This is a genomic window from Burkholderia perseverans (genome assembly GCF_022870505.1).
Lineage (GTDB): Bacteria > Pseudomonadota > Gammaproteobacteria > Burkholderiales > Burkholderiaceae > Burkholderia > Burkholderia plantarii.
This window is the reverse complement of sequence record NZ_CP045093.1, coordinates 3,129,930-3,146,221: the sequence shown is the minus strand read 5'-3', so window position 1 is coordinate 3,146,221 and position 16,292 is coordinate 3,129,930. Positions and strand designations below refer to the sequence as shown.

15 protein-coding genes are annotated in these 16,292 nt (G+C 70.4%); 7 read left to right on the top strand and 8 right to left on the bottom strand.

Annotated elements, in window-relative coordinates; genetic code table 11:
• Positions 1-269 precede the first annotated feature (269 nt).
• The 6 genes from BpN12_RS13170 to BpN12_RS13145 all read left to right on the top strand — a co-directional run bounded on the left by BpN12_RS13170 (position 270) and on the right by BpN12_RS13145 (position 6,479).
• Entirely contained in the window at positions 270-1,244 is a 975-nt protein-coding gene (locus BpN12_RS13170) for an ABC transporter substrate-binding protein (RefSeq protein WP_246793018.1), read from the top strand.
• Positions 1,245-1,255: 11 nt separating this feature from the next.
• Positions 1,256-2,281 carry an amidohydrolase family protein gene (locus BpN12_RS13165; RefSeq protein WP_246793017.1) on the top strand — a complete coding sequence of 342 codons (1,026 nt, stop codon included), beginning with the start codon at positions 1,256-1,258 and terminating at the stop codon, positions 2,279-2,281.
• A gap of 90 nt (positions 2,282-2,371) precedes the next feature.
• Complete coding sequence (locus tag BpN12_RS13160; RefSeq protein WP_246793016.1) at positions 2,372-3,220, top strand: amidohydrolase family protein; 849 nt, start codon at positions 2,372-2,374, stop codon at positions 3,218-3,220.
• A 67-nt stretch (positions 3,221-3,287) separates the two neighbouring features.
• A complete protein-coding gene (locus BpN12_RS13155; protein WP_246793015.1) occupies positions 3,288-4,145 on the top strand; it encodes an HpcH/HpaI aldolase family protein in 858 nt (285 codons plus the stop codon).
• A gap of 25 nt (positions 4,146-4,170) precedes the next feature.
• Positions 4,171-5,064 carry a type 2 periplasmic-binding domain-containing protein gene (locus tag BpN12_RS13150; RefSeq protein WP_246793014.1) on the top strand — a complete coding sequence of 298 codons (894 nt, stop codon included), beginning with the start codon at positions 4,171-4,173 and terminating at the stop codon, positions 5,062-5,064.
• A 92-nt stretch (positions 5,065-5,156) separates the two neighbouring features.
• Positions 5,157-6,479, top strand: coding sequence for an MFS transporter (locus BpN12_RS13145; RefSeq protein WP_246793013.1), 1,323 nt, complete (start codon positions 5,157-5,159; stop codon positions 6,477-6,479).
• A 120-nt stretch (positions 6,480-6,599) separates the two neighbouring features.
• Here the strand turns inward: BpN12_RS13145 and map are convergent, their stop codons facing one another.
• The 8 genes from map to BpN12_RS13105 all read right to left on the bottom strand — a co-directional run bounded on the left by map (position 6,600) and on the right by BpN12_RS13105 (position 15,054).
• Complete coding sequence (gene map / locus BpN12_RS13140; RefSeq protein WP_246794710.1) at positions 6,600-7,409, bottom strand: type I methionyl aminopeptidase; 810 nt, start codon at positions 7,407-7,409, stop codon at positions 6,600-6,602.
• On the bottom strand, positions 7,409-7,633 hold the full coding sequence (locus BpN12_RS13135) for a ParD-like family protein (RefSeq protein WP_246793012.1): 225 nt from the start codon (positions 7,631-7,633) through the stop codon (positions 7,409-7,411). The genes map and BpN12_RS13135 overlap by 1 nt, the downstream gene beginning before the upstream one ends.
• Before the next feature lie 245 nt (positions 7,634-7,878).
• A complete protein-coding gene (locus tag BpN12_RS13130) occupies positions 7,879-9,147 on the bottom strand; it encodes an acyl-CoA dehydrogenase family protein (protein ID WP_246793011.1) in 1,269 nt (422 codons plus the stop codon).
• Positions 9,148-9,226: 79 nt separating this feature from the next.
• Positions 9,227-10,234, bottom strand: a complete 1,008-nt coding sequence (locus tag BpN12_RS13125) for an ABC transporter permease (RefSeq protein WP_246793010.1) — start codon at positions 10,232-10,234, stop codon at positions 9,227-9,229.
• Positions 10,227-11,261, bottom strand: coding sequence for an ABC transporter permease (locus BpN12_RS13120; protein WP_246793009.1), 1,035 nt, complete (start codon positions 11,259-11,261; stop codon positions 10,227-10,229). Before BpN12_RS13120 ends, BpN12_RS13125 begins: the two co-directional genes overlap by 8 nt.
• Positions 11,258-12,889: a sugar ABC transporter ATP-binding protein gene (locus tag BpN12_RS13115; protein WP_246793008.1), complete on the bottom strand. Its 1,632-nt coding sequence runs from the start codon at positions 12,887-12,889 to the stop codon at positions 11,258-11,260. The genes BpN12_RS13120 and BpN12_RS13115 overlap by 4 nt, the downstream gene beginning before the upstream one ends.
• A complete protein-coding gene (locus BpN12_RS13110) occupies positions 12,886-13,884 on the bottom strand; it encodes a sugar ABC transporter substrate-binding protein (RefSeq protein WP_246793007.1) in 999 nt (332 codons plus the stop codon). The genes BpN12_RS13115 and BpN12_RS13110 overlap by 4 nt, the downstream gene beginning before the upstream one ends.
• Before the next feature lie 375 nt (positions 13,885-14,259).
• Positions 14,260-15,054, bottom strand: a complete 795-nt coding sequence (locus BpN12_RS13105; RefSeq protein WP_246793006.1) for a hypothetical protein — start codon at positions 15,052-15,054, stop codon at positions 14,260-14,262.
• A 253-nt stretch (positions 15,055-15,307) separates the two neighbouring features.
• Here BpN12_RS13105 and BpN12_RS13100 point away from each other — a divergent pair, with 253 nt between their 5' ends.
• The gene (locus tag BpN12_RS13100) at positions 15,308-15,916 is read left to right on the top strand and encodes an alpha/beta fold hydrolase (RefSeq protein WP_246793005.1); all 609 of its coding nucleotides are present in this window, start codon (positions 15,308-15,310) and stop codon (positions 15,914-15,916) included.
• Positions 15,917-16,292: the final 376 nt, after the last annotated feature.

Below are 16,292 nucleotides of genomic sequence, written 5' to 3'. Positions count from 1 at the left end.
GTCGGGAAGCGGGCGGGGTAGCACCGGATGGCTGGTGGATCGACACGCCTGCGCAGTCAATGATTCGCAATCCGAATCATGGGATTCGAGTCGAGCGACCCTTTACCGTTTGGTTAACGCACCCTCGGGTTTTTTCAATAGACGGAAACCGTGGCCTGCACGATGATCGTCTCACCGGATCGCCGCAAGCGCCACGCAGATGGCCTCGTCATCGCAGGCAAGACTGCCGCCGATCGCGGACTTTCATTGCATTCATCCAGGAGACAGCGTTGACGAAAAACGTCCCGCTCAAGATCGCGATCGCCGACTACCCGCACACCTCGGCGATCCGGAACGGCTCGATTCCCATCGAAGGGGTCGACGCGGAAATCATCACCGTCAAGCCGCAGATCGGCGCGTTCCGCCGCATGGTGCGCGACGTCGAATTCGACGTCTGCGAACTGGCGCCGACCACCTACCTCATCGCGCGTGCTTACGGCGCGCCGTTCGTCGCGCTGCCGATCTTCGTGATGCGGCGCTTCCATCACGGCGGCCTGCTGGTCCGTCCCGACGCCGGCATCGCCACGCCGAAGGACCTGGAAGGCAGGAAGGTCGGCGTGCGTGCCTACTCGGTCACCACCGGCGTGTGGACGCGCCAGGTGCTGATCGACGAATTCGGCCTCGATTCCTCGAAGGTCACCTGGGTGGTGGACGACGAGGAACACGTCACGCAGATGACGCTGCCCGCCAATGTGATCCATGCGCCGAAGGGCAGCTCGCTGGCCGACATGATGGCCTCGGGCGAACTGTCGGCCGGCTTCGCGGCGAACGCCGGCATCGGCCGCACCGGCAACCCGACCGGCGGCTGGCAGGAAGTGGAGGCGAACTATCCCGACTTGCTGCCGAACGCGGCCGCGCTCGAGGCCGACTATTACCGGCGCAGCGGCGTGTATCCGATGCACGGCACGATCGTGGTGAAGGATTCGGTGCTGGCCGAGCATCCGTGGATCGCGAAGTCGCTCTACGACGCGTTCGACCAGGCCAAGCAGGCGTGGCTCGCCAGACTCGACAGCGGCGATGCGACCGATCCGAGCGACAGGAAGTATCTGGCGTTGCGGGAGATCGTCGGCCACGACCCGCTGCCCTACGGCATCGAGGCGAACCGCAAGACCATCGAGGCGCTGGAAGCCACCGCGTTCAAGCAGGCGCTGACGCCGCGGCGCATGTCGATCGACGAGCTGTTCGTCGATCCGCTGGCCCGCTGAAAGGAGACCCCATGATCATCGATTGCCACGGCCATTTCACCACCGTCCCCGCCGCGTTTCGCGACTGGCGGGCCAGGCAGGTCGCCGCCGCCAACGATCCGGCCAACGCGCCGTCGCGCGCCGACGCCTTCATCAGCGACGACCAGATCCGCGACGCCATCGAGAACGGCCAGCTCAAGCTGCAGCGCGAACGCGGCAGCGATCTCACGCTGTTCTCGCCGATCGCGGGCCTGATGAGCCATCACCTCGGCAACGAGCGCACCAGCCTCGAATGGGCCGAGTTGTCGAACGACCTGGTGCATCGGGTCACCGAACTGTTCCCGGAGAACTTCGCGCCGGTCTGCCAGCTGCCGCAATCGCCGGGCGCCGCGCCCGCCAATTCGGTTCCCGAGCTGCGCCGCTGCGTCGAGCAGATGGGCTTCGTCGGCTGCAACCTGAATCCCGATCCGACCGGCGGCTACTGGACCGGCAAGCCGATGACGGACCGCGCCTGGTATCCGCTCTACGAAGCGCTGGTCGAACTCGACGTGCCCGCCATGATCCACGTGGCCGCCTCGTGCAACCCGTGCTTCCACGGCACCGGCGCGCATTACCTGAACGCCGACACCTCGGTGTTCATGCAGCTGCTGCAGGGCGACCTGTTCAAGGACTTTCCGACCCTGCGGCTGGTGATTCCGCACGGCGGGGGCGCCGTGCCGTATCACTGGGGCCGTTATCGCGGCATGTCGCTGGACATGCGCGAGCGTCCGCTCGAAGGCCTGCTCGACAACGTGTTCTTCGATTCCTGCGTGTACCACCAGCCCGGCGTCGAACTGCTGACCAAGGTGATCCCCGCCCGCAACGTGCTGTTCGGCTCCGAAATGATCGGCGCGGTGCGCGGCAGGGATCCCGCCACCGGCAATTATTTCGACGACACCAAGCGTTACGTCGATGGCTGCACCGCCCTGAGCGACGAGGACCGCCACCTGATCTACGAAGGCAACGCGCGGCGCGTGTATCCGCGCCTCGACGCGCGGCTCAAGGCGGCCGGCAAGTAAGCCGGCGCCGGACGCACGCCAATCCGCACGCAGTCACGCGGGCGACGGCGGCCCGCCGCCCGCCCGCCAACCCAACCGACAGAGTGATTCATGGCATCGATCGTTGATATTCATCCGCACATCATTTCCGACGACACCGCACGCTATCCGGTCGCGCCGCTGGGCGGCAAGCGCTCGGACTGGTCGAAGGAGCGCCCGTCCACCGTCGAGGCGCTGATCGCCGCGATGGACGAGGCCGGCGTGGCCAGGGCCGCGGTGGTGCATTCGTCCACCACCTACGGCTTCGACAACAGCTACGTGCTGGACGCCTGCGCCGAGTATCCGGACCGCCTGGTGGCGGTCGGCTCGGTGGACGTGACGCTGCCCGACGCCCCGGCCACGATTCGCACGGCCGTGGCGCGCGGCCTGGCCGGCCTGCGCCTGTTCACCGGCGGCAGCACCAAGGATTTCGATCCGAGCGAGCTGGAGGACGCGCGCGCCTATCCGGCCTGGGAGACCTGTGCCGAGCTGAAGCTGCCGATGTGCATCCAGACCGGCCCGATCGGCCTGCCGCAGGTGACCGATCTGGCCAGGCGCTTTCCCGGCGTCGACATCATCCTCGATCACCTCGGTCGTCCCGACGTCACCGACGGCGCGCCGTACGCGAACGCGCAAAGCCTGTTCGAACTGGCGCCGTTCAGCAACATCTACATGAAACTCACGCCGCGCATCTTCGACGACATGAAGAAGGGGCAGGCCAGCGCCGAGACCTTCTTCCCGCGCCTGATCGAGGCGTTCGGCGCGCGGCGCCTCGCCTGGGGCTCGAATTTCCCGAGCTCGAAGGGCACGCTGCCCGAGATCCTCGGCACCGCCCAGGCCGGTCTGGCCTGCCTGAGCGACAGCGACCGCGAGTGGATCTTCGGCAAGACCGCGCAGCAGCTGTATCCGGCGCTGGCCTGAGCCACCGGCCAGACACGCACGCGAACGCGGCGGCAAGGCAACACGATACGCAACAGGACACGACACGATGAGCGACACACGCCTGAACGGGATCATCCGGGCCCTCGAGTCCGGCAAGCCGGCACTGTCGGCGTTTTCCAAACTCGACAAGCAGACCGCCATCGAGATGAGCGATGCGCCCTACGACGGCATCGTCTTCGAGATGGAGCACAACCCCTACGACGTCGGCGCACTCGGCGACGCGCTGCAGTACATGCTGAACCGCGCAGAGATCGCCCGGACCGGCTCCGTGGCGCCGCGCGTCACGCCGGTCGCGCGGATCCCCGCCAACGGCGTCGAGATGAACCAGTCGTTCGCGAAGCAGGTGCTAGATCGCGGCTGCTACGGCGTGATCTGGCCGCACGTGGCCACCGTCGAGCAGGCCAGCAACGCGGTGGCCGCGTGCCGCTACGCGCGGCCGAAGAACGCGCCGCTGTATGAGCCGAAAGGCGTGCGCGGCGACGGCCCCGCCAACGCGGCGCGCTACTGGGGCGTCGATACCGCCGAGTACTACGCGAAGGCCGACGTCTGGCCGCTCGCGCCGCACGGCGAAATCCTGGTGGGCCTGATGTGCGAGAGCACCGAGGCGATCGAGAACCTCGACGAGATGCTCGCCGAGGTGCCCGGCATCGGCCTGATCCTGATCGGCGAGGGCGACCTGAGCCAGCAGCTCGGCGTGCCGCGCCAATACGAACATCCCGAGGTACTCGACGCGATGCGCCGGATCCTCGCGATCTGCGGGAAGCACGGGGTGGCGGTCGGCCACCCGCACGTGACCACCAAGAACTACCAGCGCCTGCTCGACGAGGGCTACCGTTTCCTGATGTCGGCGCCGACGCGCAGCTATGGCGTGGTCGGGCTGACGCGCGAGTCGGCGGGTTACTGAAGCGAAGCAACCGGAGGAAGACACGATGAGTACCACTCAAACCGCGCAGCCGACGCTGCGCGTGAATCTGGCCGACTACGCGGCCACGCGCGCGATGCGCGACGGCCGCGTGAAGTCCGATGTCGTCGAGCTCGACTATTGCGGGCCGGCCAAGGCGCACGACGGCTTCAAGCCGATGCTGCGCGAGAACGCATTCGACGCCGGCGAGCTGGCGATCGTCACGTATCTGCAGGCCAAGTCCTATGGCAAGCCCTACGTGCTGCTGCCCGCGCCGATCTCGGGGCGTTTTCAGCATCACTGCGCCGGCTACAACCGTGAGCTCGGCCATCTCGATCCGAAGGATATCGAAGGAAAACGCGTCGGCGTGCGGACCTACGCGCAGACCACCGGCCTGTGGATTCGTGGCATCCTGCGTCACGAATACGGTGTCGATCTGGACAAGGTCACCTGGATGACGGTGGGCGAGGGGCATCTGGCCGAGTACGAGGATCCGGCTAATTGCGTGCGCCTGCCCAAGGGCGCCTCGATCGGGCAGATGATGCTCGACGGCGAACTGGCCGCCGTGCTGGCCGGTGACGACATGCCGAAGGATCCACGCATCGCCACCCTGGTGCCCGATGCGCAGGCCGCGGCCAAGGACTGGTTCGCGCGCGAGGGCGTGGTGCCGATCAATCACATGTTCGTCGTGCATCAGGATCTGACGCGGCAGCGCCCCGACGTCGTGCGCGAGCTGTACCGGATGATCGTGGAGAGCCGCGCCCTGGGCGAGGGGGTTCCCGCCGCGTTCCCGCCGTTCGGTCTGGAGGCCAACCGCAAGGGCATACAGCTCGCGATCGACTGGGCGCTCGACCAGAAGATCATCCCGAAGCGGCTGAGCGTGGACGAGCTGTTCGACGACGTGACCGGGAGCCTCTCGTGATGTAGGGCCCGTGAACGACCGCGCAGGCGACGACGTCCAACGAACGCGCGCCTGGCCGGTGCATCGACACGACAAGAGATTCGGAGACACAGATGGAGACGATTCGCAAAGCGGTACGGCCGGAGAGCCGGTGGGGCGTGGTGTTCCTGCTCGCCTTCGGGCTGATGATCGCGTTCATGGACCGCACCAGCATGTCCGCCGCGCTTGCGGACCACCGCTTCGTGCAGCATTTCGCGCTGTCGAGCGTGGAGCGCGGCTGGCTCGGTTCGTCGGTGTTCTGGGCCTACGGGCTGCTGCAGCTGCCGATGGGCTGGCTGGTGGACCGCTACGGCGTGAAGTGGCCTTATGCGATCTGTTTCCTGCTGTGGTGCGTGGCGGCGGCCGCCACCGGCATCGTCACCACGCTCACCGCGCTGATCCTGGTGCGCGTGCTGATCGGTGCGGCCGAGGCGGTGGTGGTGCCCGCCACCTATCGCTACATCGCCAACCGTTTCGAGGAATCGCAGAAGGGCACCGCGCTCGGCATCTATTCGGTCGGCGGCAAGATGGGGCCGGCGCTCGGTGCGCCGGCCGCGGCCTGGCTGATCGCTGGCACCTCGTGGAAGTGGATGTTCATCGTCACCGGCCTGGCGGGACTGGTGTGGCTGCTGCCGTGGCTGCTGGCGGTGCGCAGCGATTTTCCCGATCGCGCCGAACTGGCCACCCGCAAGCACCGCGCCGCGACGGTGCCGCTGCGCAACTTGCTGGCGAGCCCGGTGGTGTGGGGCGGGCTGCTGACCAATTTCTGCTATGCCTATTTCGCGTTCTACTGCATGACCTGGATGCCCGCGTACCTGGTCGAGCAGCGCGGCCTGTCGCTGAAGCAGTCGGGGCTCTACACCGCCTTCAGTTTCTGCGGCGTCGCCGTTACCGCGGCGTTGAGCGGCTGGGCCGCGGACCGGCTGATCGCGCGCGGCCACGACGCCGTGATCGTGCGCAAGTCGTTCATGATCGTGGGCTTCATCGGCGGCATGACGGTGCTGTTCGGCGCCTATGCGCCGAGCGTCAACATGGCGCTGTTCTGGAACGTGCTGTCGCTGACGCTGGTCGGCCTCGTCACCACCAACAACCTGGCGCTGGTCAAGCTCACGCTGATTCCGAAGCAGGCCGTGGGCTTGAATACCGGATTGCAGCAGGTGGCCACCAGCCTGGCCGGTGGCGTGTCGGCAAGCCTGTCGGGCTGGTTGCTGCACGTCGGCCATAGCTACAAGCTGCCGATGATGGCGATCTTCACGTTCCTGCTGGTGGGCGCGACCGCGACCATCGTGCTGATGCGGCGCAAGTGGGCGCCGAAGGTGAACGAGGCGGCCGATGCCGCCACCGGGCAGGCCGGGGTTCCGCCGGGCGCGTACGCGGTGCGTGCCGAGCGGGGCTGAGCGCGCATTCCGGCGCGCAGGGTGGCGCGCCGGCCGTGGGGGATCGATTGATCCGCCGCGCCTTGTTCGAGCCCGCCGCCGGCATCTGCGTCCGGCGGCAGGCCCGCGCGTGCGTGTGGCTCAGGCCGCCGGCGCCCCGATCGGCGCATAGGTGCCGGTGCCTTCGGGCCACGGCGTCAGCACCTCGAAGCCGCCGTCGGTCACCACCACCATGTGCTCCCACTGCGCGGACAGCGAGCGGTCCTTCGTGACCACCGTCCAGCCGTCGGCGAGCTGCTTCGTTTCGGCCTTGCCCGCGTTCAGCATCGGCTCGATCGTGAAGATCATGCCGGGCACCAGCTTCATGCCGATGCCGGGGCGGCCGTAGTGCAGCACCTGCGGCTCGTCGTGGTAGACGGTGCCGATGCCGTGCCCGCAGTATTCGCGCACCACGCTGTAGCCGGCCTGATGCGCGACGCTCTGGATCGCGTGGCCGACGTCGCCGAGCGTCGCGCCCGGCCGCACCGCGAGGATGCCGGCGCGCATCGCGTCGTAGGTCGTATCCACCAGGCGCTTCGCCTCTGCATCGGGCTCGCCCACGAAGTACATGCGGCTGGTGTCGCCGAACCAGCCGTCCTTGATCACGGCCACGTCGATGTTGATGATGTCACCGTCTTCCAGCACGTGCGCGGACGGGATGCCGTGACAGACCACGTGGTTCACCGACGCGCAGATCGTCTTCGGGAAGCCGTGGTAGCCGATGTTCGCGGGCGTGGCCTGCTGCACGCCGACGATGAACTCGCGGCACAGCGTGTCCAGTTCATCGGTGGTGACGCCGGGCTTGACGTGTTCGCCGATCATGCGCAGCACGTCGGCCGCGAGCTTGCCCGCCTCGCGCGCCTGCGCGATCTCCGCCTGCGAGCGCAGCGTGACTTTCTGGGAGCGCGCCATCATGCGACCTTCGACAGCGCGGCGCCGTCGTGTTCGGCCGGCGCGCCGGCCTCGGCGCGCAGCAGTAGCTGACAGATGTCGCCGTAGGCCAGCGTCGGGTTCAGTTCGGCCAGCATGCCCACGCGCAGCCAGTGCTCGGCCTGCGCGTTGATCGAGCGGCTCAGCGCGCCGCTCGTGCGGCGCAGCGAGTCGTGCATCGACTCGGAGATTTTGATGATTCCCATGGTGCCCTATATATACGAAATGTAGCTGTTTCGCATAATAGCAGGAAAGGGTGGGGGTGCGGGGGCCTTGGGGTGCCGGATATGGGAGAGAAGTAGTTGGGCACCGTGAGCGGCCGGATGATGACGGAGAGAAGGGCGAGGGTGATGGTTTAACGGACCGGGGAACTATGCAATGTCGTGGTCAACCCGTCCCGGACACTGCGACAAGTTTTTCTTCGGCGACAGATCGCGGGCACGCCGTGCCCTCAAACGACACCGATCCGCCACTGCCCCTGCGGCAGCGTCCCGTTCACGGCGAAATCGCCGACGATGCGCTCGCGGTAGACGCGCGGATTGTGCGAGACGATGGTGCGCGCGTTGCGCCAGTAGCGGTCGAGCCCGTTGGCGCGCAGCGTGGCCGAGGCGCCGAGCGCGTCGAACACGCCGGCCGTTGCATCGAGGATGAGTTGCGCGACCACCGTCTGGGCCTGCCAGATCTCGACTTCGGCCTCGGCGATCGCGGAGGCGTCCGCCGCGTCCGCAGAGCCCACCGCACCCGCACGCCCCGCCGCGCCGCGCGTCGCGCGTTCGAGCGCGCGCGCGGCCTGCGCCACGGCTGCGCCGGCCGCCCAGGCCTGCGCGCGGGCGCGGCCGATCACCTGCAGCAGTTGCGGATCGTCGGCGGGACGCGCGGCCGCCGCGTGGCTGTAGCTGCGCCGGCGCGCGGCCACCTGCGCGGCCGCGTCGCTCACCGCCGCGCGGCCGATGCCGGCCAGCGTCGCCAGATGGACCAGCTGGTAGAACGCCTCCGAATACGCGAACGGCGCGCTCGTGACGATCTCGCGCGCGTCCACGGCCACGCCGGCGAAACGGCTGGTGCCGCTCGCGGTCAGCCGCTGGCCCATGCCGTCCCAGTCGTCGTCGACTTCCACGCCCGCCGCACGGCGATCGATCGTGACGCTGACGTAGGCGTCGTCGGGGTCGGTCGCGCCGACGTGGATCCAGTCCGCGAACAGCGAGCCGGTCGTGTAGAACTTGGTGCCGTCCAGGCGCCAGCCGTCGGCCGCGCGCGTGAGGCGCGTGGCGAACTGCGCCTGCCTGGCGTCGCCCGTCTCCGACCATGCGCCGCCCACGATGTCGCCCTTCGCGAGCCTCGGCAGCCAGCGTGCGCGGCGCTCGGCCTCGCTGCCGAGCACATGCTCGACGAAGCCGAAGTGCGCGCGCAGCGCCTGCGTCAGATTTGAATCGGCCTCGGACAGCTCGATCAGCAACTCGAACAGCTCGGGCAGCGCGAGACCGAGGCCACCGTGTTCGCGCGGCACGCGCGCGGCGGTGAGCCCGGCGTCGCGCAGCCAGCCGATCGCGTCGAACGGCAGGCGGCGTTCGATCTCGCGCTCGACGGCCTGCTCGCGAATCCGCGCGAACAGCGGCCGGAACGGGGCGACCCGGCCCGCGTAGGCGTCGCGGGGCGGCTCGCCCCACGCGGCACTCGTCACGACGTCGGGCGGCAGGGCGGTGGTGCGATCCTGGGACATGCGATGAACTCGTGGTTGCGGTTGGAGAACGGTGCGTCGGGGCGCCGGCCCGTGGGCCCTGCGTCGGACATGGGCGGCGTCACGCGTGGGCGTCGCGCCGCCCGGCGAAACCGAGCGCGAGGACGGCGAAGATCAGCACGCCGGTCGCCACCTGCTGCCAGTAGAAGTTCCAACCGGTCAGCAGCAGGCCGTTGGCGACCAGGCTCAGCAGCAGCACGCCGAGCAGCGTGCCCGGCACGCTCGGCCGCCGCGCCGGCGACAACGTGGTGCCGATGAAGGTCGCGCCGATCGCGTTGAGCAGGTAGCCGTTGCCGGACAGCGGCACGTAGGCCTTGACCGTCGACGACAGCAGCAGGCCCGCCACGCCGTAGATCAGCGCGCCCGCCACGAAGCCCGCGAACGTCACGGCCGCCACCGGCAGGCCCGAGTAGCGCGCGACGCCGGGCTGCGCGCCGAGCGCGGCGGCGGCGCGGCCGAAGCCGGACCAGGCCAGCGCCGCGTGGACGGCCAGCGCCAGCGCGGCCACGATCCACAGCGGCACCGGCAGCCCGAGCAGCGTGCCGTGCGCGAGCGCGCTGAACAGCGGCGGCAGCGCGAGGGTGAGCAGGTACACGGGCTGGCCGCCGTCGGTGGCGAGCTGCTGGACGGTCTGGCCGATGAACAGCGTGCCGAGCGTGGCGAGGAACGGCGCGATGCCGATCCGCGCGATCAGCACGCCGTTGAACGCGCCCACCGCCGCGGCGGCCGCGAGCCCGGCCAGCGCGGCGATGGGCGTGGCCACCTGATGCGCGCTGAGCAGCACGAACACGAGGCTTGCCACGTCGATCGCGGTGCCGAGCGAGAGATCGATCGCGCCGAGCGACAGCGCGAGCGTCATGCCGAGCGAGGCGATCGCGAGCAGCGCGAAGTTGTCGCGCAGCACGTCGGCGAGGTTGCCGGCGCGCGCGAAGCCGGGCGCGAACACGGCGAAGAACGCGATCACCACGGCGAGCGCGCCCACCAGCGCGAAGCGGGCATCGAGGCCGGAGACGCAATCGGCGACGAAACCGGAGAGGAAGCGGGGCCGGCGCCCGGTGCGTTCAGTCATGAGCATGGCTCCCCGCGTGGCGGCGCCGCACGATCGCGGTGGTGGCCACCACGAACAGGATCAGCAGCCCTTCCACGCCGTTTACCCAGTAGCTCGATACGTTGTCGAGCTGGAAGCCGTTGCCGATCACGCCGATGAACAGCACCGCCAGCAGCGTGCCGGGAATGGTCGGCGTGAGGCGCCGCGAGAACACCACGCCGAGCAGCGCGGCCGCGATCACGGTCAGCAGGCTGTCGCCGGCGCCGGGCGAGCTGCCGCTCAGCAGCGCGAGGTTGGCGAGCGCGGCGAGCGCCGCGGCCAGCCCGCTCAGCACGTAGCTGGCGGCGATCACGAGCGCGACGCGCACCCCGGCCGCGCGCGCCGCTTCCGGGTGCGCGCCCGCCGCGTGCAGGCGCAGCCCGAACGGCGTGCGATGGATCAGCAGCGTGAAGCCGGCGGCCGCGGCCAGCAGCGCGAGCGCGAGAATCGGCACGCCGGCCGCGCCGTCGCCGAGCAGGAACGCGAGCAGCGGCGTGGCGGCCGGCACCGAGGTGTTCTGCGTCAGCACCAGTTCGAAGCCGGCGCAGAGGTTCATGGTGGTCAGCGTGGCGAGCAGCGGATAGATGCGCAGCACGAGTACCGCGAACGCGTTGAGCGCGCCGATCGCGGCGCCGGCCGCGAGCGTCAGCGCGAGCGCCGCGCCGGGCGTGCCGCCGTCGCGCAGCGTGACGGCATAGACGGCCGCGCAGAAGCCGAGATTGGCGGCCACCGAGAGATCGAGGCCGCCGCGGATCGGATCCGCGCCGCCGCCGATCAGCACCACCGTGAGGCCGAAGCCGAGCAGCCCGACCACGGCCGACTGCTGCAGCACGTTGGCGAGATTGGCGAGCGTGAGGAACAGCGGCGAGCCGAGCGCGAAGCCGACGAACACGGCCGCGAACGCGAGCAGCGCGCCGCCGCGCAGCCAGGCCTGCGGCCCCGGGCGCAGGCCGTGCAGACGCGCGAGGCGCGTGCCGGCCGCGCGCGGCGTATCGAGGACCTTGCTCATGCGGCGGCCTCGCGAGGCACCGGCGCCGCACCGTCGGCACGCGCGCCGGTGGTCCAGGCCAGCAGCTCGTGGCGATCCGTGTCGCGCGTGGCCACCTCGCGCACCAGCCGGCCGCGCGCCATCACGAGGATGCGGTCGGTCACGCCGAGCAGCTCGATCAGGTCGCTCGAGAACAGCAGCACGGCCGCGCCGTCGCGCGCGAGCCGGTCGAGCAGCCGGTAGATCTCGTGCTTGGCGCCCACGTCCACGCCGATCGTCGGCTCGTCGAGCAGATAGACGCGCGAGGCGCGGCTCAGCCATTTCGCGAGCGCGACCTTCTGCTGGTTGCCGCCCGACAGCTGGCGCACCGGCGCGTCGACGCCGGGCGCGCGGATCGACAGCGCGTCGATCAGCCGGCCTGCCACGCCGGCCTCGCGACCGCGCGCGACGAAGCCCAGCCGGCTCACGCGCGCGAGGCTCGCGAGCGAGATGTTCTCGCGCACCGACAGCGCGGGCGCCACGCCGTGCGTGCGCCGGTCCTCGGGCACGAACCCGAGGCCGCGCCGCACGGCTTCGCGCGGTGTGCGCAGCGGCGCGGCGCGGCCGTCGATCTCGATCGCGCCGGTCACGCCGCGTTCAAGCCCGAACAGGCTGCGCACCAGCGGCTTGCCGCCCGAGCCGAGCAGGCCCGTCACGCCGACGATCTCGCCGCGCCGCAGCGCGAACGACACCGCCTCGAAACGGCCCGGCGCGCTCAGGCCACGCACCGCGAGCACGGGCGCGCCGGCGGCGCTGGCTGGGTTGGACGTGCCGGATGCGTGGTCCGCGTGCGCAGCGGCCGGGGCGGCCCGGCGTGCGGCGGCCGGCGCCTCGTCGCCGAGCATCGCGGCCACCAGCGCGTCCACCGGCGTCGCGCGCGCGTCGAGATGGGCCACGTCGGCGCCGTCGCGCAGCACCGTCACGCCGTCGCAGACCTGCGCGATCTCGTTCAGGTAGTGCGAGACGTAGAGGATCGTCTGGCCGCGCGCGCGCAATTGCTCGATGGTGCGCAGCAGCCGGTCCACCTCGCGGCTCACCAGCGCGGCGGTGGGCTCGTCGAACACGAGGATCGCCGGCTCGCCGGCGAGCGCGCGCGTGATCTGCACGAGCTGCTGCTCGGCCACGCTCAGCTCGCCGATCAGCCGGTCCGGCGGCAGCGTGATGCCGAAGTGGCGGTCCAGCGCCTCGCGCGCCGCGCGCCGCATGCGCCGCCCGTCGAGCAGGCGCAGCACGCCGGCCGCGCGCGGCCCGAAGGCGGGCTCGCGGCCCAGCGCGAGTGCCTCGGCCACCGTCAGCGTGGGCGGCAGCAGGCGTTCCTGATGGATGAAGCCGAGCGCGGCGCCGGGCGTCACGCGCGTGGCGCCGGCCGCGTTGCGCGGCTGGGCGATGCCGTCGATCGCGATCGTGCCGGCGTCGGCAGCGTGGATCCCGGCGAGAATCCGGATCAGCGTCGATTTGCCGGCGCCGTTCTGGCCGATCAGGCCATGCACGGTGCCGCGCGGCACCGCCAGCGACGCGCCGCGCAGCGCGGCGGTGCCGTCGAAGCGCTTGACGATGTCGCGCAGTTCGAGCGCGGGCGCGGCGGCGGGCGGGGAAGCCGGGTCGGTCATTTCGATGCGGGCGCAACCGTTCCGGTCTGGCCGAGCGTCTGTTGCAGCGAGCCCGCGTTGTCCTTGGTGACGAGCAGCGACGGCACGTAGGTGTAGGGCGGCAGCGTGTGGTCGCCGGCCAGGTAGCGCGCGACGTTGTCCACGGCGGTCTTGCCGATCAGCGCCGGCTGCTGGGCCACCACCGCGCCCGCGCTCGACTTCGGATCCTTGACGAGCGCCACCACGTCGGGGCTGCCGTCCACCGCGTAGGTGCGGATCTCGTTGCGGTGCGCGGCGTCCACGGCCTGCGTGGCGCCCACCTGCGGCACGTCCCAGGCCGACCAGATCGCCGCGATCTGGCCTTTCGGGTATTTGGTCAGCAGCTGGCTGACCTGCGCGTAGGCGTTCTGCACGGTGTTCGGGATTACGTCGCGCAGTTCGGGCTCGACGATGTGGACCTTCGGGTAGTACTTGAGCACGGCCTTCAGCTGGTCGTAGCGGATCGCGCAGACGGGCACGCCGTAGAAGCCGTTGAAGACCAGGATGTTGCCCTCGCCGTGGATGTCGTTGACGAGCTTCAGCGCGAGCTGTTCGCCGATGAAGAAGTTGTCGGAGGTGGTGTCGTTGAGGCTCGCGGGCGAGGCCGTGTCGATCGTGAACAGCGGGATGCCGGCCTGGCGGATCTTCTGCAGCCACGGCTCCAGCACCGAGGCCGTGCCGAGCTGCTCGACGATCGCGTCGGGCTTTTGCGCGATCAGCGTCTGGATCTGCGCGATCTGGCGGTTGTCGTTGCGGCCCGCGTCGAGCGCGATCGGCGTGCCGCCGAGCCGCTTCACCTCATCGATCGCACCCTGGTAGGCCTTCAGGTCCCAGTAGTGATCGGTGCCGGCCGCCGTGATGCCGATCCGCTTGCCTTTCAGCGACGGCACGGGCGCCGTGTCGGCGGCGTGCGTGGCTTGCGCGGTGGCGATGGTGGGCGACAGGGCGAGCGCGGTGGCGAGGGCGGCGCTGAGCATGGCGGCCGGCGCGAGCGGTGCGAAGCGGGAGCGCAGGGCGTGGAAGCGAATGATCATCGAGGCGCGGAAGGAGTCGGGAAAACAGCGGGGCCGGCGGCTGGCCGACCGGATCAGCAGCAATCTAATCAGCCTGCCCGCACCCGCGAAACCATCGATTTGCGCTTTGGTTATCAGGGTGGGCGTGATGTGCTTTGCGCGTGAGGGGCGCGGTGCTTTTTCGAATCGGTGTGAAGCAGAGAACGGGATGAGGCAGGCGAGCCGGCGTTCCGTTCGCCTCGGTGCATGGGTTCGTGAATCGTGCGTCGGCCGGCCCCGGCCGTTGGTCCGCACCGGCATCCGCGGCTCGCGCGGCGCCGTGCGGGCCGGCGTGCCGCGTTATCGCGGCGGCATCGATGCACCGGCCGCCACGCGCCGCGCGGCGGCCTGCGCGACGCGGCGCGTGGTCCACTGCACCGTCATCGCCACGGCGGCGGCCAGCGCGAACGCGAGCGCCGTCGAGACGTGGCCGAGCGTGAACGCGAGCACGAGGCAGAAGCCGAGGAACGAGAAGCGGCCGAGCACCATGCCGCGCAGCAGCGCGATCACGAAGTCGCTGCCGTGGGCGCGATGCGAGGACACCGCCAGCACGCTGCCGAGCAGCGGGAACACGGCCAGCAGCCCGCTCCATGCCGGGCCGGCGCGGCCCGCGAGCGCGGTCACGGCCAGCGTCAGCAGCGCGCCTGCGGCCATCCGGCCGGCCAGGTCGCGGCGCGTGAGCGGCAGGCTGGCGGCGCCATGCGACGCGCGCGGCAGGAAGCGCTGGCCGAACGCCACGGCCGCGATCGCCACGCTCACCGCCAGCAGCGGCGAGCCGGGCAGCCGCGCAAGCAGCAGCGCGGCCGCGAGCCAGGTCGCCAGCGCGGCGGCGAGCGCCACCGGCCAGCGGCGGGTGCGGCAGGTCCAGGCGTAGGCGAAATTGAAGGCTTCGGAGGCGAGGATCGCGGCCAGCGACAGCACGGCCGCCTGCGCGCCGAACGCGGGGCCGTGGCCGAGTACCAGCAGGAACAGGATCGGCCCGGCCACCACCGGCAGCCCGGCGAGCCAGCCCGCGATCGACGGTCCCCACCACGAGCCCGACATCGAGACCACGAGCAGGAACAACGGGACCAGCGTGAGCTTGAGCGCGAGCATGAGGGCGGGCCGGGTAAAGCCCGATGATACCCGGCGTCGCGAGGTTTGCCGCTGCGTCTGGCGTGGCGCTTGCCGCCGGATTTGGCGACGGGTTTGGCGTGGCGCCGGCTGCTGCATCCGCTGTCGTACGGGCTGTCGCGATGCGCCATCTGCTGTCATGATTGCGGCCTGAAGCACGCGGGTCAGCCGTGCTCTCCCGGGCCGGCACGAGGTGCCATGCCGTGCCGCGTCGCCTCATCAAGGAGCCTTCTTCATGCCGCATCCGTCCCGGCTGCTGTTCCTGCCCGGCGCATCGGGCGATACCGCGTTCTGGCAGCCGCTCGCGCAGCGCCTCGAACACGGCGCCGAGCGCGAGGTCATCGCGTATCCCGGCTTCGGCGCCGAGCCGCCCGATCCGTCGATCCGCAACCTCGACGATCTGCTCGACCGCGTGCTGGCGCGCCTCGACCTGCCGAGCGCGCTGATCGCGCAATCGATGGGCGGCGTGCTCGCGATACGCGCCGCGCTGGCGCGCCCCGAACTCGTCACGCATCTGGTGCTGTGCGTGACGTCGGGCGGTGTCGACGTCGAGGGGCTCGGTGCCGAGGACTGGCGTACCGCGTTCCGGGCGGCCGGCGCGCCGCTGCCCGACTGGTTCGTCGCCTATCGCGGCGACCTGACGGACCGGCTGCCCGGCGTCACGCAGCCGACCTTGCTGATCTGGGGCGACGACGATCCGTTCAGCCCGCCCGCGGTCGGCGAGCGGCTGCTCGGCACGCTGCCCGATGCGCGGCTGCATGTGGTGCGCGGCGGGCGCCATGATCTCGCGAACGCGCATGCGGCCGCGCTCGCGCCGCTCGTCGACGCGCATTTGCGGCGCTGACCCGCCGGCCGGTTGCCGTTTCGTTTGCGGCTGTCGCGTCGATTGTCGATGCGGGCGTCATGTTCGTTTCGTGCCCGCCGGCATGCGTCCGCGAGCGGGTTCATTTTGTTTCCGCCGGCCGCGTGTGCCCGTGCGGATGCGCGTGTTTCGCGATTGCCTGCCACGCCCGCTCTCGTGAGCCGGCTCGTCTGACCTCCGGCCGCTGCGTGTGTCCCGGCGAATGGACGCGTTTCGCCGTTGCCTGCCACGCATGTTTCGCGAGCGGGGGCGTGTGGTGGTTACGGGCCCCGCATGCCTGGGTCGATGCGCCCGCGCCTCGTCTCCGCCGGCCATGCAGGTTCCTGAGAGCGCGCCATGCTCCGCCGTCTCCGGGCAT